The sequence below is a fragment of the Archangium lansingense genome, from assembly GCF_026626635.1.
Classification (GTDB): Bacteria; Myxococcota; Myxococcia; order Myxococcales; family Myxococcaceae; genus Archangium; species Archangium lansingense.
Genome location: NZ_JAPNKA010000001.1, coordinates 3,227,299 through 3,252,843, shown reverse-complemented (window position 1 = coordinate 3,252,843; position 25,545 = coordinate 3,227,299). Strand labels below are relative to the sequence as shown.

At 67.7% G+C, this 25,545-nt stretch carries 19 protein-coding genes; 12 read left to right on the top strand and 7 right to left on the bottom strand.

Features of this window, described 5'->3' with window-relative positions; translation table 11 throughout:
- Positions 1-57: 57 nt before the first annotated feature.
- The 4 genes from OV287_RS13090 to OV287_RS13075 all read right to left on the bottom strand — a co-directional run bounded on the left by OV287_RS13090 (position 58) and on the right by OV287_RS13075 (position 6,862).
- Complete coding sequence (locus OV287_RS13090) at positions 58-1,047, bottom strand: TerC family protein (RefSeq protein WP_267534351.1); 990 nt, start codon at positions 1,045-1,047, stop codon at positions 58-60.
- A gap of 61 nt (positions 1,048-1,108) precedes the next feature.
- Positions 1,109-3,265 carry a glycogen debranching protein GlgX gene (gene glgX / locus OV287_RS13085; RefSeq protein ID WP_267534350.1) on the bottom strand — a complete coding sequence of 719 codons (2,157 nt, stop codon included), beginning with the start codon at positions 3,263-3,265 and terminating at the stop codon, positions 1,109-1,111.
- Positions 3,262-6,345 (bottom strand): malto-oligosyltrehalose synthase, encoded by a 3,084-nt coding sequence (gene treY, locus OV287_RS13080; protein ID WP_267542340.1) that lies wholly within the window; start codon positions 6,343-6,345, stop codon positions 3,262-3,264. Before treY ends, glgX begins: the two co-directional genes overlap by 4 nt.
- Before the next feature lie 175 nt (positions 6,346-6,520).
- Positions 6,521-6,862, bottom strand: coding sequence for an SWIB/MDM2 domain-containing protein (locus tag OV287_RS13075; RefSeq protein ID WP_267534349.1), 342 nt, complete (start codon positions 6,860-6,862; stop codon positions 6,521-6,523).
- A 199-nt stretch (positions 6,863-7,061) separates the two neighbouring features.
- Here OV287_RS13075 and OV287_RS13070 point away from each other — a divergent pair, with 199 nt between their 5' ends.
- The 11 genes from OV287_RS13070 (at position 7,062) to OV287_RS13020 (ending at position 20,878) form a co-directional block, all read left to right on the top strand.
- Positions 7,062-8,039, top strand: a complete 978-nt coding sequence (locus OV287_RS13070; RefSeq protein WP_267542339.1) for an NAD-dependent epimerase/dehydratase family protein — start codon at positions 7,062-7,064, stop codon at positions 8,037-8,039.
- 57 nt (positions 8,040-8,096) lie between these two features.
- Positions 8,097-8,969 carry a PIG-L family deacetylase gene (locus tag OV287_RS13065; RefSeq protein WP_267534348.1) on the top strand — a complete coding sequence of 291 codons (873 nt, stop codon included), beginning with the start codon at positions 8,097-8,099 and terminating at the stop codon, positions 8,967-8,969.
- Between the two features lie 138 nt (positions 8,970-9,107).
- Positions 9,108-10,568: a DUF2380 domain-containing protein gene (locus OV287_RS13060; RefSeq protein WP_267534347.1), complete on the top strand. Its 1,461-nt coding sequence runs from the start codon at positions 9,108-9,110 to the stop codon at positions 10,566-10,568.
- The gene (locus OV287_RS13055) at positions 10,565-11,035 is read left to right on the top strand and encodes an NUDIX hydrolase (RefSeq protein ID WP_267534346.1); all 471 of its coding nucleotides are present in this window, start codon (positions 10,565-10,567) and stop codon (positions 11,033-11,035) included. The genes OV287_RS13060 and OV287_RS13055 overlap by 4 nt, the downstream gene beginning before the upstream one ends.
- Positions 11,036-11,293: 258 nt before the next feature.
- Positions 11,294-11,536, top strand: coding sequence for a hypothetical protein (locus OV287_RS13050; RefSeq protein ID WP_267534345.1), 243 nt, complete (start codon positions 11,294-11,296; stop codon positions 11,534-11,536).
- A gap of 27 nt (positions 11,537-11,563) precedes the next feature.
- Positions 11,564-11,689, top strand: coding sequence for a hypothetical protein (locus OV287_RS13045; protein ID WP_267534344.1), 126 nt, complete (start codon positions 11,564-11,566; stop codon positions 11,687-11,689).
- A 129-nt stretch (positions 11,690-11,818) separates the two neighbouring features.
- The gene (locus tag OV287_RS13040; RefSeq protein WP_267534343.1) at positions 11,819-12,697 is read left to right on the top strand and encodes a hypothetical protein; all 879 of its coding nucleotides are present in this window, start codon (positions 11,819-11,821) and stop codon (positions 12,695-12,697) included.
- A 436-nt stretch (positions 12,698-13,133) separates the two neighbouring features.
- On the top strand, positions 13,134-13,799 hold the full coding sequence (locus OV287_RS13035) for an HAD family hydrolase (RefSeq protein WP_267534342.1): 666 nt from the start codon (positions 13,134-13,136) through the stop codon (positions 13,797-13,799).
- Positions 13,800-13,817: 18 nt separating this feature from the next.
- Entirely contained in the window at positions 13,818-15,431 is a 1,614-nt protein-coding gene (gene larAH / locus OV287_RS13030) for an NPN-dependent hydroxyacid isomerase, LarAH14/15/16 family (protein ID WP_267534341.1), read from the top strand.
- An 18-nt stretch (positions 15,432-15,449) separates the two neighbouring features.
- Positions 15,450-19,853: an AMP-binding protein gene (locus tag OV287_RS13025; RefSeq protein WP_267534340.1), complete on the top strand. Its 4,404-nt coding sequence runs from the start codon at positions 15,450-15,452 to the stop codon at positions 19,851-19,853.
- Positions 19,850-20,878, top strand: coding sequence for an NAD-dependent epimerase/dehydratase family protein (locus tag OV287_RS13020; RefSeq protein WP_267534339.1), 1,029 nt, complete (start codon positions 19,850-19,852; stop codon positions 20,876-20,878). Before OV287_RS13025 ends, OV287_RS13020 begins: the two co-directional genes overlap by 4 nt.
- 114 nt (positions 20,879-20,992) lie before the next feature.
- Here the strand turns inward: OV287_RS13020 and OV287_RS13015 are convergent, their stop codons facing one another.
- Both OV287_RS13015 and OV287_RS13010 read right to left on the bottom strand, forming a co-directional pair.
- On the bottom strand, positions 20,993-21,751 hold the full coding sequence (locus OV287_RS13015; RefSeq protein WP_308809563.1) for an MBL fold metallo-hydrolase: 759 nt from the start codon (positions 21,749-21,751) through the stop codon (positions 20,993-20,995).
- Entirely contained in the window at positions 21,751-22,635 is an 885-nt protein-coding gene (locus OV287_RS13010) for a GGDEF domain-containing protein (RefSeq protein ID WP_267534338.1), read from the bottom strand. Before OV287_RS13010 ends, OV287_RS13015 begins: the two co-directional genes overlap by 1 nt.
- 130 nt (positions 22,636-22,765) lie before the next feature.
- Between OV287_RS13010 and glgC the strand changes: the two genes are divergently transcribed.
- Complete coding sequence (glgC, locus tag OV287_RS13005) at positions 22,766-23,995, top strand: glucose-1-phosphate adenylyltransferase (RefSeq protein ID WP_267534337.1); 1,230 nt, start codon at positions 22,766-22,768, stop codon at positions 23,993-23,995.
- Between the two features lie 54 nt (positions 23,996-24,049).
- Here glgC and OV287_RS13000 read toward each other — a convergent pair whose 3' ends face one another.
- Positions 24,050-25,474: an RtcB family protein gene (locus OV287_RS13000; protein ID WP_267534336.1), complete on the bottom strand. Its 1,425-nt coding sequence runs from the start codon at positions 25,472-25,474 to the stop codon at positions 24,050-24,052.
- Between the last annotated feature and the right edge of the window lie 71 nt (positions 25,475-25,545).

Sequence of the window (25,545 nt, the reverse complement as noted above, 5' to 3'; positions counted from 1 at the left end):
CACAATTGGCTGGCCCGCCGCCCGGACGCAAGCCAAACAAACCAGCCAGTCCGGGGCTTAGCGCCCGGCCTCTTCGCGATCCCTCCCGGGCTGCGTCACGTCCGTCGGGACACCAGGCTCCTCGGCCGCCTTGGGCCAGATGAGCGAGGCCACGATGGAGGCCAGCAGCACCCCGCCAATGACGCCCAGCGACAGGCCGATGGAGACGTGGATGTCGAAGTAGGTGATGAGCATCTTCGTGCCCACGAAGCCGAGGATGACGGCCAGGCCCACCTTGAGCAGGTGGAACTTGTCCATCAGGCTCGACACCACGAAGAAGAGCGAGCGCAGGCCGAGGATGGCGCACACGTTGGACGTGTAGACGATGAAGGGATCCTGGCTGATGCCCAGCACGGCGGGGATGGAGTCCAGGGCGAAGAGCAGGTCCGTGGCCTCCACCACCAGCAGCACCAGGAAGAGCGGCGTCACCTTGCGCCGGCCGTCCTCGATGGTGAAGAAGTTGCTGCCCTCCCCCTGGCGGGCCACTGGCAGCATGCGCCGGGCAATCCGGACGATCAGCGTCTGCTCGGGGTCGGCGGCGGCGTCGTCCTTGGAGAAGGCCATCTTCAGGGCGGTGAAGACGAGGAAGGCGCCGAAGATGTAGAGCAGCCAGTGGAAGCGCTGGACGAGCGCGGTGCCGGTGATGATGAGCACCGCGCGCATGATGAAGGCGCCGACGATGCCCCAGAAGAGCACCCGGTGCTGAACCTCGGGCACCACCCGGAAGTAGGAGAACACCATCAGGAAGACGAAGAGGTTGTCGACGGAGAGCGAGTACTCGACAACGTAGGCCGTCACCCACTGCAGCGCCTGCTCGCGGTTCCAGTAGCCGAAGTAGAACAGGCCGCCGCAGAAGAGCAGGCTGATGGTGATCCACACGCCCGTCCAGGCACCGGCCTCCTTCGGCGACACCGCGTGCTGCTTGCGGTGGAAGACCCCCAGGTCGAGCGCCAGCATGGCGATGACGAAGAGGTTGAAGCCGATCCAGAGCGCGCTTTGAGTGTTCACGGGCCCCCGTATAACGGGGTAGGAGGCCCGCCGTCGACTACCTTGAAGGTCCTACGGTCTCCTACTCCCGCCGGGGGGCCTCGTCCGTAGCCGGGCGGCGCAGCACCACCAGGGCCCGGCCGGCCACCATCACCGAGCCGCCCGCCGGGGTATGGGTGTGCAGCGTCACGCGGGACTCGCCGGTGTCCACGACCTCCTCCCAGTCCGCGCCCCACTCGATGGCCGGGAGATGGAAGGTGATGGGCTCGTGGTGCGCATTCATCAGCACCAGCAGTGTGTCCCCGACGATGCGGTTGCCCTCGTCGTCCGGGGTGACGATGGCATCGCCGCCCAGCAGGAAGGAGATGGAGCGCACATAGGGCTTCTCCCAGTCCTCCTTCTTCATCTCCTGCCCATCCGGGCGGAACCAGGCCAGGTCCTTGAGCTCGCTGTCCCACAGGCGCGAGCCGCGGAAGAACTTGCGCTTGGTGAGCACCGGCTGTTCGCGGCGCAGCTGGCTGAGCTGGATGGTGAAGTCCAGCAGCTTGCGCTGGGGCTCGGTGAGGTTCCAGTCCACCCAGGACAGCTCGTTGTCCTGGCAATAGGCGTTGTTGTTGCCGCGCTGGGTGCGGCCCAGCTCGTCGCCGGCCAGCAGCATGGGCACGCCCTGGGACAGGAAGAGCGTGGCCAGGAAGTTGCGCTTCTGCTGCTCGCGCAGGGCGTTGATCTCCGGGTCCTTCGTCTCGCCCTCCACGCCGCAGTTCCACGAGTGGTTGTCGTTGGCCCCGTCCCGGTTCTCCTCCAGGTTGGCCTCGTTGTGCTTCTGGCTGTAGGTGACGAGGTCGTGCAGGGTGAAGCCGTCGTGCGCGGTGATGAAGTTGACGCTCGCGGTGGGCTTGCGGCCGCTCAGCGCGTACAGGTCCGACGAGCCGGTGATGCGGTAGCCGATCTCCGCCGCCTGCCGGTCGTCGCCCTTCCAGTAGCGGCGGATGGTGTCGCGGTACTTACCGTTCCACTCGCTCCAGAGGACGGGGAAGTTGCCCACCTGGTAGCCGAAGTCGCCCACGTCCCAGGGCTCGGCGATGAGCTTCACGCGGCTGAGCACGGGATCCTGGTGCACCATCTGGAAGAAGGCGGCTCGGGTGTCGTAGCCGTGCCGGTCGCGGCCCAGGGTGGTGGCCAGGTCGAAGCGGAAACCATCCACGTGCATCACCTCCACCCAGTAGCGCAGCGAGTCCATGACGAGCTTGAGCGCGTACGGGTGGGTGGCGTTCCACGAGTTCCCGGTGCCGGTGAAGTCCTGGAAGTAGCGCGGGTCCTTCTCCATCAGCCGGTAGTAGGCGGTGTTGTCCAGGCCCTTGAAGGACAGGGTGGGCCCGAGGTGATTGCCCTCGCTGGTGTGGTTGTAGACGACGTCGAGGATGACCTCGATGCCGGCGCGGTGGAGCGCCTTCACCATGGCCTTGAACTCAGCGACCTGGCCGCCGCGCGAGCCGGAGGAGCTGAAGCGCGCGTCCGGGGAGAAGTAGCCCAGGGTGCTGTAGCCCCAGTAGTTGGTGAAGCCCTTGTCGACGAGGAAGGGCTCGTCCACGTGGGTGTGGATGGGGAGCAGCTCCAGCGCGGTGACACCCAGCTTGCACAGGTGCTCGATGAGGGCCGGGTGGCCCAGGGCCGCGTAGGTGCCGCGCAGGTGCTCGGGGATGTTGGGGTGGAGCTTCGTGAGGCCCTTCACGTGGGCCTCGTAGATGAGCGAGCGGTGCAGCGGCACCGCGGGAGAGTTGTCCCCCTCCCAGTCGAAGTCATCGGTGAGCACCACCGCCTTCGGGACACCGGCAGCGCTGTCGCGGATGTCGAAGGCGAGATCCTGATCCTCCTCACCAGGCTCGTAGGCGTAGACGGGAGCGGAGAAGTCCACCTGCCCGTGCAGGGCACGAGCGTACGGGTCTACCAGCAGCTTATGCGGATTGAAGCGCAGGCCACGCCGGGGCTCGTAGGCACCGTGGGCACGGAAACCATAGAGGGTGCCCGTCTGCAGCCCCGGGATGAAGCCGTGCCACACGTGCTGTGTCTGCTCGGGCAGCACGTAGCGGCGCACCTCGCGCGCGGGGTTGTCCGGATCGAAGACACACACCTCCACCTTCCGCGCATGCTCGCTGAAGACGGCGAAGTTGACTCCGTTACCAAGGTACGTGGCGCCCAGGGGATACGGCTTGCCCGGAAGCACCTCGGCCCGATTCATCCATCGCTCCTCTCCAGCAGCACCAGCGGGAAGCCCGCCAGTAGCGGCGCCAGGGGCAGCACCGCGCTGCCCGCGTGACGCCCCGGCCGCACCTCCTGGCCGGTGAAAACGTCCCGGAACGTCATGCTCGCATAGGACTCGGGCAATGCCAGGGACGTTTCTTCATAGGCCCCTACAAGGCCTCCAGGGGACTCCAGGGCGGAGAGGGTGTAGCGCGGTGCGGCGCAGAGGACCGAGGAGAGGCCGTGCTCACGGGCGAAGGCCACGACCGCATCGGCGCGAGGGCCCACCAGGTTCAACGTCCGGTACCCCCCATGGCGGAAGAGGGCCGTCTGGCGCCGGCGCAGGCGCAGAGCCTCGGCCAGCACGAAGAGCTTGATGCGGCCATCGTCCATGTCCCTCACCAGCCGGGAGCACAGCCCGAGGCGATCCGCTTCCGCTTCTCGGTCCAGGGCCTCCAGCAGCCGGGTGCGCAGGCCATAGTCCACGGGCCGGCGGTTGTCAGGGTCCACCAGGGACAGGTCCCACAGCTCGCAGCCCTGGTAGGTGTCCACCACCCCGGGAGAGCCCAGCTTCAGCAGCAGCTGCCCGAGCGCGTTGTGCTGGCCGGCCCGCTCGATGCGGCGCTTGAAGGCCTGGAGCTCCTCGAGGAAGGGACGGCTACGGCCCTCGTCCAGACAGGCCTCCACGAAGCGCGACACCCCCTCCTCGTAGGCCGAGTCCGGGTTGGTCCACGAGGTGCGGACCTTGGCCTCCTTGATGGCCTTGAGCAGGTAGTCGCGGATGCGGCCGCGGAGTTCCATGAGCCCCTCGGAGGAGAGGGACGGGCCCATGGGCCAGGCTCCCACCACCGTCTGGTAGAAGAGGTATTCGTCGTTGAGGGACGGAGCGGGGCCACCGGGCAGCTCCGTCCGGTGGGCTCGCGTGAGACGAGACCAGTGCTCCACCCGAGCGCGCCACTCGTCGGGCAGCTCGGAGAGGACGTTGATGCGCGCACGCACGTCCTCGCTGCGCTTGGTGTCGTGCGTGCTGGTGGTGAGCATGCTCGCCGGCCAGTGGACCGCGCGCTCCTGGTTACGGGCATGGAAGACGTCGGTACTGGTGCCGAAATGCTCCGGCTCCCCGCCCACCTCATTCAACGAGCCGAGCCGGTGGTAGACGTAGAAGACGGTGTCCTCCAGCCCCTTGGCCATCACCGGGCCCGTCACCTGCTGCACCTTCATGGCGAAGGCCAGCATCTCCGCCCGCTCGTGCGGCCCCAGGTGCTCCGGGTAGCGCCGCAGCAGCACGTCCCCCAGGAAGTCGAAGATGGTGGCGTTGACGGTGGCGTTGCGCGCCTTGGCATGACGCAGCGTGTCCCGGATGTAGCGCACGTCGCGCTCGTCCAGCTCCGGCCGCCAGTCGTCCACGTAGGTGCGGTAGACGGGGAAGAGCGCGATGAACTCCGACAGCGCTCGCCGCAGACTGTTGAGGGTGAAGTCCCGCGTGCGCCGGTTCATCTCCGAGATGCGGTTGAGCCGGTGGGCGAGCATGTTCAGCTCGCTCGACATGAAGTCGCGCAGGATGAGGCGCTTCTTCTCGTAGACCAGCTCCTCGAAGTGGGGCGCCTCGCCGATGAAGTGGTGGTAGGCCTCCGTCAGCGGCACCTCGGCGTCCGGCCGCACGAAGACGCCCCCCACCGCGTTGGCGAAGCGGTAGCCGGTGGTGCCGTGCACGGCCCAGTCCTCGGGAATGCGCTCGCGGCCTCCTTGAATCTTCTCCACCACCACGTAGAGCGCCTTGCGCAGCGGCGAGTCCGAGTGGGCCCCCGCCTCTCCCTGCCAGCGCTCGCGCAGCCGCTGCTCCACCTCCGGCCAGTGCTCCGCTCGGTGGGCGTGCTCAGCATCGAAGAGGGCCCGCGCCCGCTCCACGAAGTACTGCTCCTGCAGGTTGAGGAAGTAGGCCGTGGGATCGTAGAGCCCATCCGGGTGGTCGATGCGCAGCCCGGTGATGCAGCCCTGACGCAGCCAGTCGAAGATGCGCTGGTGGGCCTCGGTGAAGACGTCTGGATCCTCCACCCGGATGGCCGCCAACCCGTTGATGTCGAAGAAGCGGCGGTAGTTGATCTCCTCCCCCGCCACGCGCCAGTGAGCCAGCCGGTAGCTGCAACCCGCCAGCAGGTCGTCCAGCGCATCAAAGGAGCGCGTGTTGCCCGGGGTGCCATTGAAGGACTCCACGTTGGCCTCGATGTGGCGGGCCACCTCGGGGCTGGAGCTGGCGAGTGCCGCCAACCGGCGCTTGACGACCTCCTTCTCCCGGTTGCGCTCGATGACCCGGGCACGCTCGGTCTCCGTGCGCGGAGGCAGGTGACCAATGGCGGTGAGGATGGAGTGCAGCTCGATGAGGTGCGGGTTCTCGGCCTGCAGCCGGCCCTCAAGCTCCTCCAAGCCGTGCCGCAGCACCTTCCCGTACTGTCGAGGAGCCAACGGAAGCAGGCGGTCGTAGTAGTGGATGAAGAAGGCCCCCTCCCGGAAGCCCAGCTTCAGCTCGCCGCGCTCCAGCACCATGCCGTACTGGTCCCCCAGCACCGGCAGGAGGACCTTGGCCTCCAGCTCGTCCTTCACCGGGCTCCAGTCGATGTCGAAGAAGCGCGCGTACAGGGACGAAGGGCCGTTCTCCAGCACGTCGAACCAGAGCGGGTTGAAGGAGTCGATGCCCATGTGGTTGGGCACCACGTCCAGCACCTGGCCAAGCCCGTGCTCGCGCACCATGGAGCAGAAGGCCGCGTGCGCCTCAGGCGAGCCCACCTCGGAGTTGAGCTGTTTGTGGTCCACGCAGTCATAGCCGTGGGTGCTGCCTGGGCTCGCCTTGAGGTAGGGCGAGCAATACACGTCCGTCACCCCCAGCCGGGCCAGGTAGGGCACCACCTCGCGCGCCGCGGTGAAGGGAAAGCCCTTGTGAAGCTGCAGCCGGTAGGTGGACAGCGGCGTGGTCCGTGACAGCAGCTCCTCGCGCACGCGCCCGTACAGCGTTCCCGCCAGGGCCTCGACGCTCGCCTGCCCCACGTCTCCACCCGACACAGCCGTCCCCTCGAGTCGCATATGTCCCAGTCGTAGGACTGCCGGGCTCATCTGACCACCACGGAGACGCTCTTCCGCACGCTATCCAACGCTCTCCAGCCGCTTGCTCCCTCGGAGGTTGTTCTCCTGAAAGTGCAGAGGGCCCGCCACATGGTGGCGAGCCCTCCGGGGAGACAGCGACTGCCGGTCAGGCGGCTCAGGTCAGGTTCTTGTTCACCAGCGCCGTCATCTCAAACATGGTGACGGACTTCTTGCCACCGAAGATGGGCTTGAGCTTGTCGTCGGCGTTGATCTGCCGCTTGTTCTTCGCGTCCTGGAGGTTGTTCTTCTTGATGTAGTCCCAGATCTTGCTGACGACCTGGGTGCGGGGAATCGGCTTGTTGCCGACGATCTCCGCGAGAGCGGCGGACGGCGTCATCTCCTTCATGAACGCCGCGTTGGGCTTGCGCTTGGCACCCGCGGCAGCGGTCTTCTTGGCGGCGGGAGCCTTCTTCGCGGCAGGAGCCTTCTTCGCGGCGGTGGTCTTCTTGGCGGCCATTTCGTTCGGATCTCCTCCCCCTGTTCGAGTGTCCGGGGGCTTTGCACGGCTGGTTCACACCCTGAGCCGTCGAGCGCGTCGTAACACGCCCGAGGCCGAAAATCAGCCCTCCGCTGCATTTTTCCCTCTGAGGGCCGAGATGAAAATAGTGTTTCTCCCTCGGAAAGGAAGAGTGTTTTCTCGGGGAAAGCACACCATGTTGAACACACTCGTCACTGGCGCGAACGGTTTCCTGGGCTCCTGGCTGGTGCGCGCACTGCTCGCGCGGGGACATGTAGCAGCCTGTCTCGTGCGTCCCGGAAGCGACGTCTCAGGTCTGGTCGGGTTGGAGTACGAGAGGTTGGAGGGAGATGTGATGGACGCCTCCAGCCTCGCCCGGGCAGTCCAGGGACGGGACGTGGTCTTCCACCTGGCGGGCCTGCGCCGCGCCGCCACCCGGGAGGACTTCATGCGCATAAACGCCGAGGGAACGCGGCGAATATGCGAGGCGATGGTGGCCACCGGAGCCCGGCCCCGGCTGGTGCTGGCCAGCTCCCTGGGCGCCTCGGGGCCCTCTACGCCCGGCAGGCCCAAGGTAGAGGAGGACCCGCTCCAACCTGCCGAGTGGTACGGGGAGAGCAAGGCCGAGGCCGAGCGCATCGCCTTCTCGTATGCGGACCGACTGCCGGTGACGGTGGTGCGCCCGCCCCGCATCGTGGGGCCGGGGGACCAGGAGAACCTCACCCTCTTCAAGCTGGTATCCCGGGGCCTGCGGCTGGAGCTGGGCGGGGGTCCTCGGCCGCTGACGCTGGTGGACGTGGAGGATGTGGTGGACCTGCTCCTGCTTCTGGCGGAGCGGGACGAGGCCCTCGGCCAAGCCTTCTTCGTAGGTCACCCCCAGCCCCTCACCCTGGAAGAATTGCAGGGACTCGTGGCCGAGGCGCTGAGCGTCCAACCGCGAACAGTCCGGGTGTCCCCGGCCGTGCTGACGGCGCTGGCCACCGTGGCGGATGGGGTGTCGCAGGTGACGGGCCGGCGCCTGCCCCTCAACCGGAAGTTCGCGCGACAGCTCCTCGCACCGGCCTGGACATGCTCGAGCGCCAAGGCCGAGCGGGTGCTGGGCTTCCGCGCCACGCGGGACGTGGCCGACTCTCTCCGCCGCAGCGCCCATTGGTACAAAGAGCGCGGGTGGTTGTGAGGAGATGGGGAGCGCGCGTGGCTTGACCGAGCACAGCGGCTCCTGTCTGCTCGCGCGGTGCACTCCCCTCCCCCTCCGCGGCTGCTGCTGGTGACGGCCCACCCGGACGACGAGACGCTCTTCGGCGGCACCGTGTACAAGCTCTCCCGCTCGCTCGGAGCGCAGGTGGACCTGGTGGTGTTCACCCGAGGCGAGGGGGGCTACCGGACCGCTACCCTGGCCGAGCCCCTGTATGGGCTGAAGCTCACGGACCCGGAGGTAGCGCGCGTCCACCTCCCACGCATCCGCGAGCAGGAGCTTCGGGCCGCGGCTCGCCTCCTCGGGCTGCGCGAGTGCGTCTTCCTGGACCAGCCAGACCCTGGCTACACCCTGGCCGCGGACGCCGCGCCCGGTGAGGGCTGGGACACTGAGCACATCCGGCGCCGGCTACGCGAGGTGTTGCTCCAGGGCCGGTACGACTTCGTCTTCGTGATGCTGCCCCTGCCCCAGACGCACGCGCACCACCGCGACGCGGCCCTGCTTGCGTTGGAGGTGGTGGCCGGCCTGTCACCGCACGAGCGACCACTGGTCCTTGGCGCCACCGGGCATACTCGCCGCGCCGAGGTTGCCGAGCAGAATCGCCAGGGGTTCCCCATCCCAGAGGCCGAGGGCTTCGCGTACAGCGGTGTGCCGGGCCATCCGCTCGCGGACGTGCGCCCGGGAGTGGTGTTCGAGTTCGACCGCACGCGCAAGTTCGGGTTCCGCGACCGGCTCGACTACAACATCGTGGTCGACTGGGCCATCGCCGAGCACAAGACGCAGGGCGTGATGCAGTTGCGCCGGGGCGCCATCGAGCTGGAGCGCTACTGGTACCTCGCGCTCAACCCCGAGCAGGGAATCGCGCGGGCCCGCGCCCTCTTCGAGCGCCTGGAGCAGCCACCTCCCGGCTGAGCAGGTGCTCGCGCGATATGGGGCCACGGTGGCGAGTGCCCGGCAGGGAGCACCGGCTCCGTGCTGTCCAGGCCGCCGGGGCTCGTCGGGAGCGCCCGCTAGAGTGGAAGCCCTTTCCCCGAGACGATGATGACACCGATGCTGTTGCCACGTCCCCGGTGGGCGTTACCTCTGCTCGCCCTGCTCCTGCTGTCCACCGGCTGCGCGTCCTGGACACCACCCCCTGGCCAGAGAACGAGCCTGCGTTACTCGCCTCGCGAGGCGGAGACTCCATCCCTGGTGCTGGGACCCGGCCGGGGGGCGGGAACGGATGGGGCACGCCCCCGCGACGCCGTGGAGCCCGCGCGGCGGGGTGCCCTGGCGGCCCACCTGGCGTTCACCCGTGCCTTGGGCGACGTGTCCAGCTCCACCCGCCGAATCTCCGTCGAGCTCTCCAGACTCGAGGCCAGCAAGCGCGGCATCGCCGGCCCCTACCCCGAGCTGTTCGTTCCCTTCGTGGAGTACGGCCTCCAACAACTGCGGTGGATTGACGCCGAGCTCGCCGCCGCCACCCAGCTGTCCACCATGGCCTCGGAGATGGAAGACCCGGACATGCAACTGGCCCTCTTGCGCCTGGGGGGTCCCCGGCTGCAGGCCGCCATGATGGGCTCCATGCTGCTCGCCGTCTGGCTCGACTTCCTCCACCTCTCCGACGTGCTGCTCGCGCAGCACCCGTCCTACAGCGTGGAGCGGCTGTTCCAACAGATGAATGGCTGGCGGACGGTGCTCGGCCCCACCATGACGGCGCTCGCCTCCCGGGAGCCGGGGCAGGCCGAGGCCGCGGCAGCCGACCTTCCCGCGCTCATCGGCCACCTCACCGGCGAGTTCGCCGCGACCCGGGAGCGCGTGCTCAGGTCGGGGGAGAACCTCCAGAAGATGCTGCTGGTGAAGGAGCTCCTCGAATCGCTGGCCCTGGGCTCGGCGATGAAGATGGCCCTGCCCCGGCTGTTGGGGCCAGCCACCTCCGCCACGCTGAGCGTGGGGCTCGTGATGGGCTCCAACGGCGTGATGATGGGCACGCGAATAGTCGTCTCCGCCGAGTGGGTGGAGATGATGCGCCAGCTGGTGCGGGCGGGCGTCATCTCGCTTCCGGCCGTCAGCGCTGCGGTGCGGATTCACTCCGGCCATGTGATGATGGCCGAGGCGTACGGCGACCTGCCCAAGGGCGTGCGCGAGGCGCTGGGCGATGGACCCGAGGTGCGGGCCATGCGGGTGACGGGCAGAGCAGGAGCCGGCATGGCCGAGCCCCCGGAGCACCACGTGCTACCGCAAGAGTTCCGCGAGTGGTTTGAGAAGCGCGGCTTCACTGGCGAGATGAGCATCGACCAGTTCTGCGTCAGAATGGAACAGGCACGCCACGAGGCGATCCATGGTGGTGGCGACTGGCGCCTGGGTCGCACTTGGGCGGGCGAATGGAATCGGTTGATCATGAGCGAGTTGCGGGACGCCGAGATGGCTGCTGGCCGGATGTTGACGCGGAACGAGATCCTGAACATCGTCGCGGAGTTCATGAAGGACTACGGCATTCCGATGAACTTCATACGCTGGAGAGGGCGATGAGCGACGGACATGCCTGGCAGGGCCACTGGAAGGTCCGGCTATATGAACGGGTCCGTGAACGCGGTTTCACTTCGCTCACCGCATTCGCCGAGGCACGCCCTGCCATCCCGCTGTACTTGCTGGCCGAGGAGCTTGGCAAGGATGACGTCGCCGGAGTGCAGGTGTTGAGCGGGTTGCTCGCCGAGGCGGAGCGGAGCCATCGGGTCACACGCTTCGAACGCGATGTGCTCGTGCGGCAGTTGTCCCAGAGTCTCCCCGAGGGTTGGCCGGCCGTGATGGACGACGCCAATCGTTTCAAGGTTGCCAAGGCACTAGCCCGCTGGATTGGCTACACCCCAGAAGCCCATCAGGATCGCGCCAGGCAGATCATGGCGGCGCTCCTCGCGACACCGCCGCCACCCGGCTGGCGCCCGCTCGGTCCCGACGACGAGCTGCTGCGCACGCTCCTGCCCGACGAGGAAGTCTGAACCTCCCCCATGGAGAGGAACACCGACCCGGTCTCTTCGCGGGAGGACGGAAACGATGCATCCAGCGACGAGACGTCCCCGACCGCACGCGCCGCTCACTTGTCATTATGACAAGTGAAGAACAAATCATCCTACATATTCATTTATCTTCGCTTATCATGATGACAAGTGGCGAGTTCGCGAGCCTATAGGCCGTGACGGGGGCAACCCCAGACGTACGCACACCATCGCGACGCGGCCCTGCTCGCGCTGGAGGTGGTGGCCGGCCTGCCGCCGCACGAGCGGCCACTGGTCCTCGGCGCCACCGGCCATACCCGCCGCGCCGAGGTGGCCGCGCAGAACCGCCAGGGGTTCCCCATCCCGGAGGCCGAGGGCTTCACGTACACCGGAGTGCCGAGCCATCCGCTCGCGGACGTCCACCCGGGTACCGTGTTCGAGTTCGACCGCACGCGCAGGTTCGGGTTCCACGACCGGCTCGACTACAACATCGTGGTCGACTGAGCCATCGCCGAGCACAAGACACAGGGCGTGATGCAGTTGCGCCGGGGCGCCATCGAGCTGGAGCGCTACTGGTACCTCGCGCTCAACCCCGAGCAGGGAATCGCGCGGGCCCGCGCCCTCTTCGAGCGCCTGGAGCAGCCACCTCCCGGCTGAGCAGGTGACCTCGTGACGCGGAGCCACGGTGGCTGGTGCCCGGTAGGGAGCACCGACACCGTGCTGTCCAGGGTTTCGGGGCTTGTCAGGAGCACTCGCTAGAGTGGCAGCCCTCTCTCGGAGGCGCTGATGTCACCGATGCTGCCGCCACGTCCCCGGTGGGCAGTCCTTCTGCTCGCCATGGCCCTGCTGTCCACCGGCTGCGCGTCCATGACGCCACCTCCTGGCCAGGGGACGCGCCTGCGCTACTCGCCTCGCGAGGCAGAGACTCCACATTGCATGGCCTCTCCCTCATCCCTGGTGCCGAAGCCCGAGATGCCGCAATGGCCGCACCACCGCCAGGGAGTACATGAGGAGGTGGGCCCTGGCCGGGGGGACGCCGTGGAGCCCGCGCGGCAGGGCGCACTGGCGACCCACCTGGCGTTCGTCCGTGCCTTGGGCGACGTGTCCACCTCCACCCGCCGCATCTCCGGTGAGCTGTCCAGACTTGGGACCAGCAAGCAGGGCATTGCCGGCCGGTTCCCCGAGCTGTTCGTTCCCTTCGTGGAATACGGCATCCAGCAACTGCGATGGATTGACGCCGAGCTCGCCGCCGCCACCCGGCTATCCACCTTGGCTTCGGAGATGGAGGACCCGGACATGCAACTGGCTCTCGTGCGCCTGGGGGGTCCCCGGCTGCAGGCCGCCATGATGGGCTCCATGCTGCTCGCCGCCTGGCTCGACTTTCTCCACCTCGCCGACGTCGTGCTCACGCAGAGCCCGTCCTACAGCGTGGAGCGGGTGTTCCTGCAGCTGAGCCACCTACGAACGATGATCGGACCCGCCATGGCGGCGCTCGCCTCCCGGGAGCCAGGGCAGGTCGAGGCCGCGGCAGCCGACCTTCCCGCGCTCATCGGTCACCTCACCGGCGAGTTCGCCGCGACCCAGGGCTCAGGTCGGGGGGAGAGCCTCCAGAAGATGCTGCTGGTGAAGAGCTCCTCGAATCGCTGGCCATGGGCTCGGCGATGAGAGTGGTTCGAGAATGGATGACCAGCGGTGAGAGACGCCTGCCCACCGCTCACTCGTCGTCGACCACGACTGAAGCATCAAATATCCTACACATCAGACATTCTACACTCGTGGTCGACTACGAATGACCCGCGCCAGCAGGTTTGAAGCACGGGCCTCCACCGCGCGAGCAACTGTCCTGATGACAGATGCCATGGGCGGTCACGGCCCCTCCGCTGCACGCACGGGCTCCTCGTTCCCACACGCGCCCGCTTGCCCCTCGTCTGCGCAGTCAACTCGCCGGGCTCATCCATCTCAGAAGCCCGCATGACTGCCAGGTTGCTCGCCCGCACCGCGTAGCGGCCTTCGCACCAACCCCTCGCTCTTTCAGCGAATTCGGGGCCCTATCGCGCGGTTGACACACGCCTGACTCAGGTGTCAGGAAGCCCGCCTGCCCATGCCCGCGAAAGCTGCCTTCTACGATGTCGACGGGACGCTGATTAAAACCAACGTCGTCCACGTCTACGCCTATTACGCCATGAACCGGGGCTCCCTCCTGGGCATCGCTGGGAGGACCCTGGCCACCGCCGCCAGCGTGCCCCTCTTCGCGGCCATGGATGCGTTGGACCGGAAGACCTTCAACGAGTTCTTCTACCGCTACTACGCCGGCCTGTCCGAGGACCGCCTCATCTCCGTGGCCGAGGACATGTTCGAGGACGTCCTCAAGCCGGCCATCTACGAGCAGACGCGCGACCTCATCGACCAGGCGCGCCGCGTCGGTTGCCGCATCGTGCTCGTCACCGGAGCGCTGGACTTCAGCATGCGCCCGCTGGCCCGCTACCTGGGCGCCGACGACATGATCGCCAACAAGATGCAGTTCGTGGGCGGCAAGGCCACCGGCAAGGTCATTCCCCCCATCATCGAGGGCGCCAACAAGGCCAACGCCATCCGCGCCTACTGTGTCCGCGAGGGCCTGGCGCTCGACCAATGCCACGGCTACTCCGACAGCGCCTCCGATTACGCCATGTTGTCCGTGGTGGGCCGCCCCAACGCCGTCAATCCGGACATGCGCCTGCGTTCCATCGCCCGGGCCTACAACTGGCCCATCCTCGACCTCAAGTAACCGAAAGTTCCGCTCGACATGCGCCCGCTCAAGACGCTCCAGAAGCTCTACGACGAGGAAAGCCAGGTGGTCATCACCGAGAAGGGCAGCCCCCCGCGGGCGCTCTTCTACGGAGAGAACTTCCTCCTCGAGGATCTGCCCGTGGGCACCCGGGTCATCTTCCCCCGGCCGCCCCTGGCCGGTGTGCCCAACGTGAAGGCCGCCATCCGCTGGGCCATCAACCACCCCGAGGGCATGGAGCCGCTGCACGCCCTGCTGCGCCCGGGGATGAAGCTCACCTGCGTCATCGACGACATCTCCGTCCCGCTGCCGCCCATGGCGACGCCGGACGTGCGCCAGACCATCCTCGAGGTGGTGCTGGAGCTGTGCGCCGACTCGGGCGTGGATGACGTCCACCTCATCATCGCCAACGCCCTGCACCGCCGCATGACGGAGGGCGAGATGCGGCGCATGGTGGGTCAGAAGATCTACGACGCCTTCTACCCGGACCGGTACTACAACCATGACGCCGAGGATCCGGACGGCATCGTGGAGCTGGAGCGCACGCCGTGCGGCTCGCACGTGGTGGCCGTCAACCGGCGCGTGGCCGAGAGCGACCTCATCGTCTACGTGAACGTGAACTTCGTGCCGATGAATGGCGGCCACAAGTCCATGGGCACCGGCGTGGCCAACTACGCCAGCCTCCGGGCGCACCACAACCCGAAGACGATCCGCGAGTCCAAGAGCTACATGGAGCCGGGGCACAGCGAGCTGTACCGGCGCAACGAGCGGATTGGCCGGGCCATCGACAAGCACCTCAAGGTGTTCCACATCGAGACGGCGCTGAACAACCGCATGTTCGGCCCCGGCGTGGACTTCCTCCACAAGAGGGAGGAGGACTACACCGAGGGAGACCGGCTGAAGTTCCAGGCCATGCGCTACGCGCTCTCCAAGCTGCCGCGCGCGGCGGCGCGCACGGTGCTCAACTCCATCCCCGCGCCCTATGACGTGACGGGCGTGTTCGCCGGAGCCACCGAGCCCACCCACGCCAAGACGTTGGAGAAGAGCTGGCAGCAGTACGTGGTGCCGGTGCAGGGGCAGAGCGACATCGTCATCTTCCCCATCCCGTTCATCTCGCCCTACAGCGTCAACTCCATCCTCAACCCGCTGCTGGTGCAGGTGATGGGGCTGGGCTACTTCTTCAACCTCAACCGCGGCGTGCCGCTGGTGAAGAAGGGCGGAGTGATCATCCTCACCCACCCGGCCTTCGACGAGTTCGATCCGGTCCAGCACCCCAGCTACATCGAGTTCTTCAACCGCGTGCTGCCCGAGACGCGCGACGCCGTGCAGATCGAGCAGAAGTACGAGCGCGAGTTCGCGGAGAACCCCAGCTACGTGCACCTGTACCGCAAGGGCAACGCCTACCACGGCGTGCACCCGCTCTACATGTGGTACTGGGGCGAGAACGGCCGCCAGCACGCGGGCAAGGTCATCGTCGCTGGCGGGGAGAACAACCACGTCCCGGAGCTGCTCGGCTGGGACCGTACCGACACCCTCACCGAGGCCATCGAGGAGGCGCGCGGCTTCATGGGCCGCTCGGCCAGCATCAGCCTGCTGCGCATCGCCCCCACCGTCATGGTCGACGTGAAGTAACCCTCTGGGCTCCCCACGATGAGTGTTTCCGAGCTGAACGTCACCGAGGTCTTCACCGGCAAGCGCCTGCTATTCGCGGGCTCCACCGGCTTCGTGGGCAAGGTCACCCTGTCCATGCTCCTGTCGCGCTACGGCGAGACGCTGGACAAGCTCTATGTGCTGGTGCGCAAGGGCAGTGCCCCCTCCGCCGAGCGGCGCTTCTACGACAAGGTGGCCACCAGCGAGCCCTTCCAGCCGCTGCGGGACACCTATGGCGAGGAGGGCGCGATCGAGTTCATCCGCCGCAAGGTGGAGGTGCTCGACGGCGACATCACCGACCCGCTCATGGGCCTCACCCGGGAGCAGGCGGATGAGCTCACCGGCAAGGTGCACGCCATCGTCAACTGCGCGGGCCTGGTGTCCTTCAACCCGTCGCTGGAGGTGGGCCTCAACGTCAACACCCACGGCGTGAAGTACACCGTGGAGCTGGCGCTCAAGTGGAACGTGCCGCTCATCCACATGTCCACCGCGTTCGTGGCGGGCAACCGCAGCGGGCTCGTCTTCGAGGACGAGGAGGTGGTGGGCTACTTCCCGCGCCGCGACGAGATGGACGGGCGCGACTTCAGCCTGGAGCAGGAGCTGGCGGACGCGGAGAAGATCGTCGCCCGGCTGCGCGAGCAGGCGGATGACAAGGCGCTGGCGTCCACCTTCCGCAAGAAGGCGCTGGAGCGGCTGGAGCAGGAGGGCCGCGACGCCACGGACGAGAAGACGCTGCGGCTGGCCATGGGCCGCGAGCGCAAGCTGTGGCTCACCGGCGAGCTGGTGCGCGCCGGCATGGAGCGGGCGAAGCACTGGGGCTGGCCCAACACGTACACGTACACCAAGAGCCTGGGCGAGCAGGTGATGGCCAGCACGCCGGGCCTGCGCTACGCCATCGTCCGGCCCTCCATCGTCGAGTCCGCCCAGCACTTCCCCTTCCCCGGGTGGAACGAGGGCTTCACCACCTCGGCGCCGCTGGCCTTCGCCGGCATCAAGGGCCACCGCAACATCCCCGCCGGGGACAAGGCCATCCTGGACATCATCCCGGTGGACCACGTGGCCGGCGCCACCATCGGCATCACCGCGCACTGCATGCAGGTGGAGGAGCGGCGCGTCTACAACCTGGCCTCGGGTGACATCAACCCGTTCTACGCCAGCCGCTCCATCGAGTTGGTGGGCCTGTACCGGCGCCGCTACTACCGCAACAGGGACACGGGCAACGCGCTGATGAACGAGGTGCGCTCGCGCGTGGAGCCCGTGCCGGTGAGCCGCGCGGTGTTCGAGAACCTCAGCGCCCCCATGTTCGTCAAGGGCGCTCGCTTCCTGCGGCAGGTCATCGACGAGGTGAAGCCGGCCTGGGGCGCCCCCCGCATCCAGGCCGCGCTGGAGAAGGCCAAGGAGACGCTGGACGAGGTGGAGAACCAGGCCATGAGCCTGGTGGGGCTCATCGAGCTCTTCCTCCCCTTCCTCTACGACAACCGCTACGTCTTCCGCTGCGACAACACCCGCTCGGTGTACGCGCGCATGGCCCACCATGACCGGGTCCGCATTCCCTGGGCTCCGGAGGCCATCGACTGGCGCGTCTACTTCCTCGACACCCACCTGCCCGGCCTGGAGAAGTGGGTGTTCCCCGGCCTCGAGGAGGAGACGAAGAAGCGCACCGTCATCCCCGCCAGCCGCGACCTGCTGGAGATGCTCGAGGCCAGCGTCAACGCGTGGCGCCACCGGGTGGCGTTCCGCTACGCCGCGGACGAGAAGGAAGAGCGCCTCACCTATGGCGAGGTGAACCGCTACGCCAACCGCGTGGGCAGCTTCCTGATGAAGGAAGGCGTCAAGCGCGGCGAGCGGGTGATGCTGCTGGGGGAGAACCGGCCCGAGTGGCCCGTCTCCTACTTCGGCATTCTGCGCGCGGGCGGCACCGCCGTCCCCGTGGACTCGAGCCTCACCGAGACGGAGATCGTCAACATCGCCCGCCGCGCCGAGGCGAAGGTGCTGCTGCTCACGGAGGAGTCCGCCAAGGACCTGCCGGGCCTGGAGGAGGCGCTCACCGGCGCGGGCCTGTCCACGCGCGTGGCCAGCATGGCCGAGGCGATGAGTGGAGACCCCGCGTACCCGGACAACATCGGGCCGGTGCGCCGCACGGCCGCCCCGGACGACGTGGCCAGCCTCATCTTCACCTCGGGCACCACGGGCACGCCCAAGGGCGTGATGCTCACCCACCGCAACTTCGCCTCCCTCATCGCGAAGCTGGCGGGCGCCTTCAACGTGGGCGTGGGTGACTCCGTCCTCTCCGTGCTGCCCCTGCACCACACCTTCGAGTTCTCCGCCGGCTTCCTCACGCCCTTCTCGCGCGGCACGGAGATTACGTACATCGACGAGCTCACCTCGGACCGGCTGGGCGAGGTGTTCGAGTCGGGCCACGTGACGGCGATGATCGGCGTACCCGCGCTCTGGCAGCTCCTGCACCGCAAGGTGACGCAGGAGATGGCCAGCCGGCCGCCCCTGGTGGAGCAGACCATCAAGTCGCTCATGTCGGCGCACGGCGAGCTGCGCAACCGCAGCAGCCTCAACCTGGGCAAGCTGCTCTTCTGGCCGGTGCACCGCAAGTTCGGCGGGAAGATCAAGTTCCTGGTGTCCGGAGGCTCGGCGCTGCCGGACGACGTGCACAAGGCCTTCCACCAGCTCGGCTTCAACATCATCGAGGGCTATGGCCTCACCGAGGCCTCTCCGGTGCTGACGGTGTCCGAGACGAACGTCAACAAGCGGCTGCCGGGCACGGTGGGCAAGGCGCTGCCCGGCGTGGAGCTGAAGATCCTGGAGCCGGACAACGAGGGCATCGGCGAGGTGCTCGCCCGCGGCCCCAACGTCATGGCCGGCTACTTCGGCGACAAGGAGGCCACCGACGCCGTCCTCAAAGAGGGCTGGCTCTACACCGGAGACCTGGGGCGCCTGGACGCCGAGGGCCGGCTGTACCTGGTGGGCCGCAAGAAGGACGTCATCATCGATGCCAACGGGAAGAACGTGTACCCGGACGAGCTCGAGGAGACGTACGGCATCCATCCGCACATCAAGGAGCTGTCCATCGTCGGCCTGCTGGACGAGGCCGGCGGGGAGAAGGTGGCCTGCCTGTGCGTGCCGGACTACAAGGAGCGGCCTCGCGAGGAGGTGCGGCGCGACCTGGAGGAGCACTTCCGCAAGACGGGCCAGGAGATGCCCTTCTACCGCCGCGTGAAGGTGCTGCGCTTCTGGGACGGCGAGCTGCCCCGCACGTCGTCGCGCAAGGTGAAGCGCAAGGTGGTGGTGGAGGAGCTCAAGCGGCTGGAGAAGCTGGCCTCCTCGGGCGAGAAGGCCCGCGAGAAGGTGCAGAGCAGCGGCGGCGTCTCCGACTGGCTCTACCCGCTCATCGCCGAGGTGGTGAACAAGCCCCTCTCCGACATCCGCCCCGAGGCCCGCCTGTCGGTGGACCTCGGCCTGGACTCGCTGATGCTCACCGAGCTGTCGGTGGCCCTGGAGCAGGCCGGCGTGCCGCTGCCCGCGGTGAATGACCTGACGCACGTGCAGACGGTGGAGGACCTGCGCAAGCTGGTGGTGTCCAGCGGCCGCCGGCCCACCGTGGAGACGCGCGCCAAGGACATCTCCCGCGAGACCGAGAAGGCCGAGGAGATGGAGATTCCGGTGCCGGAGCCCCTCGTCGCGGTGGGCCGGCAGCTCGTGCGGCTGGGCCAGCAGGCGATTTTTGGCGGCCTGTTCGACGTGAAGGTGACGGGCAAGCCCTTCATCCCGATGAACCGCAACTTCCTCGTCATCGCCAACCACTCGAGCCACCTGGACATGGGGCTCGTCAAGGTGGTGCTCGGCGATCAGGGACAGCGGCTCACCACGCTGGCGGCCCGTGACTACTTCTTCGATACGCCGCTCAAGCGCGCGTACTTCGAGAACTTCACGGACCTCATCCCCATGGACCGGCACGGCTCGCTGCGCGAGTCGCTCCGGTTGGCCGGCAACGCCCTGCGCCAGGGCTTCAACCTGCTCATCTTCCCCGAGGGCACGCGCTCGGTGACGGGCGAGCTGCTCGAGTTCAAGCCCACCCTGGGCTACCTGGCGCTCACCTACGGGGTGGACGTGCTGCCCATCTACCTGAAGGGCGCCTTCGAGGCGCTGCCCAAGGGCAGCATGGTGCCCAAGTCGCGCGAGCTGGAGGCCCACATCGGGCCCGCGCTCACGTACGAGATGCTGCGCGCCAAGACGCAGGGCATGGCGCGCTCGGAGAGCTACCGCTACGCCACCAAGCTGGCGGAGGACTCCATCCAGGCGCTCGCCGCGGGCCGCGCGCTGAGCTTCGATGAATCGGCGACGGTCGAGGATCAGCGCCGCGCGCTGTCCACGGGAGGGAGCGAGTCGTGAAGCTGCTCGTCACCGGAGGCACGGGTTTCCTGGGCACGCACCTGGTGCCGCGGCTGGTGGCCGCGGGGCATGAGGTGCGCATCATCGGCCGCTCCAAGCCGATGGGCCCGGGCTTCGACAAGGTGGAGTACGTCCGGGGAGACCTGAAGGATCGCGAGGCGGTGCGGCGCGCGCTCGAGGGCGTGGAGGCCGTCTACCACCTGGCGGGGCTCGTCTCCTTCCAGGACAAGGACGCGCGGCGCATGTACGAGCTGCACGTGGACTCCACGCGCGAGCTGCTGCGCGACGTGCGCGAGGCCGGTGTGAAGCGCGTCATCCTCGCCTCCACCTCGGGCACCATCGCCGTGTCCAAGGAGGAGCGCGTTGGCACGGAGGACGACGGCTACCCCATCGAGGTGGTGGGACGCTGGCCGTACTACCTGTCGAAGATCTACGAGGAGAAGCTCGCGCTCGAGTACTGCCGCCAGCACGCCATTCCCCTGGTGGTGCTCAACCCGAGCCTGCTGATGGGCCCGGGGGATGACCGGCTCTCCTCCACGTGGACGGTGATGAAGTTCCTGCAGGGTGAGCTCCCCGCCATGCCGGGTGGTGGCATGTCCTTCGTGGACGCGCGCGACGCGGCGGACGCCTTCGTCAACGCGCTCACACGGGGCGAGGTGTACGGGCGCCACCTGCTGGGCGTGAACATGTCCATGCCGGACTTCTTCGAGCGCCTGGAGCGCCTGTCGGGCGTGAAGGCGCCTCGGCTGAAGCTGCCCCCGAAGGTGAACGTGCTCGGGGCCAAGGTGCTGGAGCAAGTGGCGAAGTGGCGCGGGATGAAGCCCACGTTGGATCCGCAGGAAGTGGACATCGGCGAGCACTGGTTCTGGCTGGACTCCTCGAAGGCCGAGCGCGAGCTGGGCTTCAAGGCGCGAGACGTCCACGAGACGCTGCACGACACGGTGCAGTACCTGTACACGCGGATGGCCCCGGGTCACCTGCCGGGAACCAAGGGCAAGCTCGAGGAGCTGCGCGAGGGGACCTGAGCGGTACACCCTCACCCTGACCCTCTCCCAGAGGGAGAGGGAATTGGCTCAGACCCTCTCCCTCTGGGAGAGGGACGGGGTGAGGGTATGGGTGGACTCGGGTTGGAACGAGGGCTACTTCAGCAGCGCCCGCAGCTTCAGCCGCGCGTTGCTCGTCAGTCCGGTGTGCCCATCCGCGATGCGCGTGAACGGCACGTCCCTCAACTGCTTCAGCGACGCCAGGTTCTGCACCGTGCTCTCCGAGAACACCACGGGCGCCAGCACCACTTCACCGCCACCACCCAGCAGTGAGTCCCCGGTAAACAGAAGGTCCCGCCACAGGTACATCACGCTGCCCGGCGTGTGTCCCGGCACGTGGTAGACGCGCACCTGCTCCCCATCCACGTCCAGCGTCTGCCCCTCCTGCACCTCCTCGAGGCGCTCGGGCACCGCTGGCGCCTTCATGAAGCGCGCGAGGAACTGGCCCGCCAGGCTGTGCAGCTTCCGCTCGCCGCGCACCACCTCGGCCTCGCCCGGCCCCACCAGCACGCGCGCTCGGGGGAACAGGTGCGCCGCGCTCCAGTGGTCCTGGTGTCCGTGCGTCACCAACACCGTGTGCACGTCCTCCCGCTTCAGCCCCGCCTGGCGCAGCTCGGCCAGCAACTGCTCGCCGCTCGCATCGCCCCCGGTGTCGATGAGCGCCGCCCCGTTCCGGGTTCGCATCACCCACGCGTAGGACTGGCCATCGCTCAGGCCCACCACCTCGGGCGCCGCTTCAATCCGCCGCTCGGTGGCCTTGGGCAGCTGCTTCCACGCCGCCCCTGCCGCCAACAGCCCGAGGCCTCCCAACACCAACAGGCCCCGCAACACCCCGGATGGACGGCCTTCGGCCACTACCAGACCACCCGGTTCCGGCCCGTCTTCTTCGCCTTGTACAGGTTCGCGTCCGCCACCTTGATGAACTGCAGCGGCTCCACCATGTCCGGCGTCATGTCCGCCACCCCCAGCGACAGGGTGACCGGAATGTCCTGGTTCTCGAAGACGAACTGCTTCTTCTCGATCGTCTGGCGAATCTTCTCCGCGAAGATGCGCGCCTTCTCCAACCCGTCCTCGGGGACGACGAGCGCGAACTCCTCGCCGCCGTAGCGCGCGAAGCACTGCTCCTTGCGCACCATCCGCTTGATGGTCTGCGACAGCTCGCGCAGCACGTGGTCACCCGCCAGGTGCCCGTGCACGTCGTTGATCTTCTTGAAGAAGTCGATGTCGAACATCATCAGCGTCAGGGGGCGCCCGTACCGGTGGCACCGCCCCATCTCCCTCTCCAGGTACTCGAGGAAGTAACGCTTGTTGTTCACCCCGGTGAGCCCATCCTGGATGGTCAGCGTGTAGATGGTCTCGTGGTACTGCAGCTCCACGTTGTCACCGGTGAGGAACTTGAAGATGGACCCTCCCACCTTGATGAGATCGCCACTTCGCAGCGGCGTCTCCTGCGTCACCTCCTGGTCGTTGAGGTAGGTGCCGTTGGTGGAGGCCAGGTCCTTCACGAACATCCGCCCCTGCTTGCGGATGATCATGGCGTGCCTGCGCGACACGTTGTCGAGGTCCACCACGATGTGGTTTCCCTCTTCCCGCCCGATGGTGAACTCGGTTTCCTGGAGCGCGTACTTCTTCCCCAGCTCCGGCCCGTGGATCTGCACGATGCAGCATTCCTCGTCGACGGGGGTCGCCAGTTCCTTGATCGAGGAGATCTTGGTTACTCGGGTTTCGTCGCCAGCCATCGCCTAGAAGACATAGCACGGCTGACCCGGTGGAAGCCACGAGGGCCATGCCCGCCCCCCGGTTTGGCTACTCAACGAAGCCTCCCGAGCGGCCTTGAAGGGCCATTCCCCCCAGATAACGTGCCTGGATATGGCCAAACTGCTGGCAATGATCCTCGCAGGGGGCGCCGGAACCCGGCTGGAACCCCTCACCCGTGAGCGCGCCAAGCCCGCCGTCCCCTTCGGCGGCCGCTACCGCATCATCGACTTCGTGCTGTCCAACTTCGCCAACTCCGGCATCTACCGGATGAAGGTGCTCACCCAGTACAAGAGCGACTCGCTCAACAAGCACCTGTCCCGGGCCTGGCGGATGTCGGCCTTCCTCGGCCACTACGTGGAAACCGTCCCCGCCCAGATGCGGACCGGCATGGACTGGTACAAGGGCAGCGTCGACGCCATCTACCAGAACCTCAACCTCATCACCGACGAGGAGCCGGACCACATCTTCGTCTTCGGCGCGGACCACGTCTACCGGATGGACTGCCGGCAGATGCTGGACTTCCACACCTCCCGGAAGGCCGCCTGCACCGTGGCCGCCATCCCCGTCCCCATCGAGGAGGGCAAGGAGTTCGGCATCATCGACGTGGGCCCCGACGGCCGGATGAAGGGCTTCGTGGAGAAGCCCAAGAACCCGCCCCCCATGCCCGGCAACCCCAAGTACTGCCTGGCCTCCATGGGCAACTACCTCTTCTCCACCGACTCGCTGGTGAAGGAAGTGGTGCGCGACGCCGCCGCCGAGGCCAGCGCCCATGACTTCGGCAAGTCCATCATCAGCCAGCTCTACAAGCACGAGCCGGTGTACGTGTACGACTTCGCCCAGAACGTCATCGCCGGTCAGGAGGAGAAGGAGCGCGGTTACTGGCGGGATGTGGGGAACATTGACACCTACTACCAGTCCAACATGGACCTGGTGGAGGTGGACCCCGTCTTCAACCTCTACAACGACCGCTGGCCCATCTACACCCAGCCCAACAACTTCCCACCGGCCAAGTTCGTCTTCGCTGACCGGGAGAACAGCCGGGTGGGCCACTGCACGGACTCGCTGGTGAGCGAGGGCTGCATCATCTCCGGCGGCCATGCGCACCGCTCGGTGCTCTCGCCCAAGGTGCGCATCAACTCGTTCTCCGAGGTGCAGGAGTCCATCCTCTTCGAGAACGTCACCATCGGGCGGCGCTGCCGGATCCGCCGCGCCATCATCGACAAGAACGTGGAGATCCCCCCGGGGATGACCATCGGGTACGACCTGGACGAGGACCGCCGCCGCTTCCACGTCACCCCCGGCGGCGTCGTGGTCATCCCCAAGGGCATGAAGGTGGCCTGAGCCACCCGGAGGAGGGAGGAGCGCCCGGAACCCAGACGCTCCCCCCTCGGGAAGTCAGGCCTTGAAGGTCATCAGCGGGGCCATCCGCGCCACCTCCCGGACGATGCCCGCCTCCACCTGCGAGGCCACCACCGGCCCAATGGGCTTGTAGGCCGCCGGCGCCTCCTCGATGCGGCGCTCGGCCCGGAGGCTGATGCAATCCACCCCCGTGAGGCCCAGCGCCTCCTCGCGCTTGTCCGCCCCGCCCCGCGCCATGGAGAAGCGCGAGCGCGCCCGCCCCGCTCCATGCGACGCCGAGGCCAGCGCCTCCGCGTTGCCCAACCCCACCATCAGGTAGGACGCCGCCCCCATGGAGCCGGGGATGATGACCGGCTGCTCCGCCTCCGCCGGGCACGCACCCTTGCGCGCCAGCCACCCGCCCTCCCACGGCAGGGTGATGTTGTGCGGCACGTCGTAGACGAGCGGCGCCTCCACGTCCCCGAACAGCTCCCGCAGGGTGAGCCGCAGCAGCTCCGCCAGCAGCAGCCGGTTGAGGAAGGCGTAGTTGGCCGCCGTCGCCTCGGCCCGCAGGTACTCGCGCACCTGCTCCGGCTCCGCCAGCGGCAGAATCCCGCTCTCAGGGAAGGGCGCCCCCACCGGCCAGGCCGCCCTCGTCCGCTCCAGCCACGTGAGCCCCACGTGCCTGCCCATGTCCCGCGAGCCCGAGTGGATCATGAACGCCAGCTGCCCCTCGCGCACACCCCACTCCCACGCCCGCGCCCGGTCCACCACCGCCTCCACCCGCTGCACCTCGACGAAGTGGTTGCCCCCGCCGATGGTGGCCAGCCCCGGGTCCCTCACCACGCCCTCCCGGCGCAGCCCCGTAGGCGCCCACGCCGGGTCTCCCTCGAGCGCCCCGCCCAGGTACACCCGCGCCGACTCCCGGTCGAGCTGACCCAGGTCCGCCTTCGCCACCATGCCCAGCGGCGCCTCCATCGTCTCCAGGAGCCAGCCGGGCAGGCCGTCGCGCAGGAGCGCCTCCACCGCGCGCGAGCCCAGTGCCACGTCCCGCGTGCCGAAGAAGTAGTGGCCCTTCATCCGCTCGACGAAGGCGTCGCGCCGGGCGAGGAAGGTCTCCACGGGGAGATCCGCGACGTGCAAGCGCATGCCGCAGTTGATGTCGGTGCCCACCGCGGCGGGCACCACCAGCCCCTCCGTATGCACCACCGAGCCGATGGCCACCCCGGAGTCTCCCGGGTGGAAGTCCGGCGTGGCGCGCACCCGCTTCACGGTGCCGCCGCCCGGGTGCTTCAGCGCGGCGAGCGCGGCGAGCTGCTGGAAGGCCTTGCCCTCTACGGGCAGGTCCGGTGGGAGAAGCACCTCGGCGGGCGGCGCATTCGCATCGCCCTGGAGGCGCACAGTGTAGACACGACCGTCGTACGTCACATCGAGCCCCTCACGGGCGAGTGCCCGTAGGAGCCGGTTCAAGTTCGGCTGCATGACCTTCTCGGAATCTGGCCCGCGCCCAGAGGGGCACGGGGGACCTGTGCGAATGGATTCGAGACCTCGGG

What these genes read in the sequence shown, in the direction of transcription:
- glgX (WP_267534350.1), bottom strand. Translation starts at nt 3,265, where the DNA reads ATGAATCGGGCCGAGGTGCTTCCGGGCAAGCCGTATCCCCTGGGCGCC.
- treY (WP_267542340.1), bottom strand. Translation starts at nt 6,345, where the DNA reads ATGCGACTCGAGGGGACGGCTGTGTCGGGTGGAGACGTGGGGCAGGCG.
- OV287_RS13075 (WP_267534349.1), bottom strand. Translation starts at nt 6,862, where the DNA reads ATGGCCGCCAAGAAGACCACCGCCGCGAAGAAGGCTCCTGCCGCGAAG.
- OV287_RS13060 (WP_267534347.1), top strand. Translation starts at nt 9,108, where the DNA reads ATGCTGTTGCCACGTCCCCGGTGGGCGTTACCTCTGCTCGCCCTGCTC.
- OV287_RS13055 (WP_267534346.1), top strand. Translation starts at nt 10,565, where the DNA reads ATGAGCGACGGACATGCCTGGCAGGGCCACTGGAAGGTCCGGCTATAT.
- OV287_RS13040 (WP_267534343.1), top strand. Translation starts at nt 11,819, where the DNA reads ATGTCACCGATGCTGCCGCCACGTCCCCGGTGGGCAGTCCTTCTGCTC.
- OV287_RS13035 (WP_267534342.1), top strand. Translation starts at nt 13,134, where the DNA reads ATGCCCGCGAAAGCTGCCTTCTACGATGTCGACGGGACGCTGATTAAA.
- larAH (WP_267534341.1), top strand. Translation starts at nt 13,818, where the DNA reads ATGCGCCCGCTCAAGACGCTCCAGAAGCTCTACGACGAGGAAAGCCAG.
- OV287_RS13025 (WP_267534340.1), top strand. Translation starts at nt 15,450, where the DNA reads ATGAGTGTTTCCGAGCTGAACGTCACCGAGGTCTTCACCGGCAAGCGC.
- OV287_RS13010 (WP_267534338.1), bottom strand. Translation starts at nt 22,635, where the DNA reads ATGGCTGGCGACGAAACCCGAGTAACCAAGATCTCCTCGATCAAGGAA.
- glgC (WP_267534337.1), top strand. Translation starts at nt 22,766, where the DNA reads ATGGCCAAACTGCTGGCAATGATCCTCGCAGGGGGCGCCGGAACCCGG.
- OV287_RS13000 (WP_267534336.1), bottom strand. Translation starts at nt 25,474, where the DNA reads ATGCAGCCGAACTTGAACCGGCTCCTACGGGCACTCGCCCGTGAGGGG.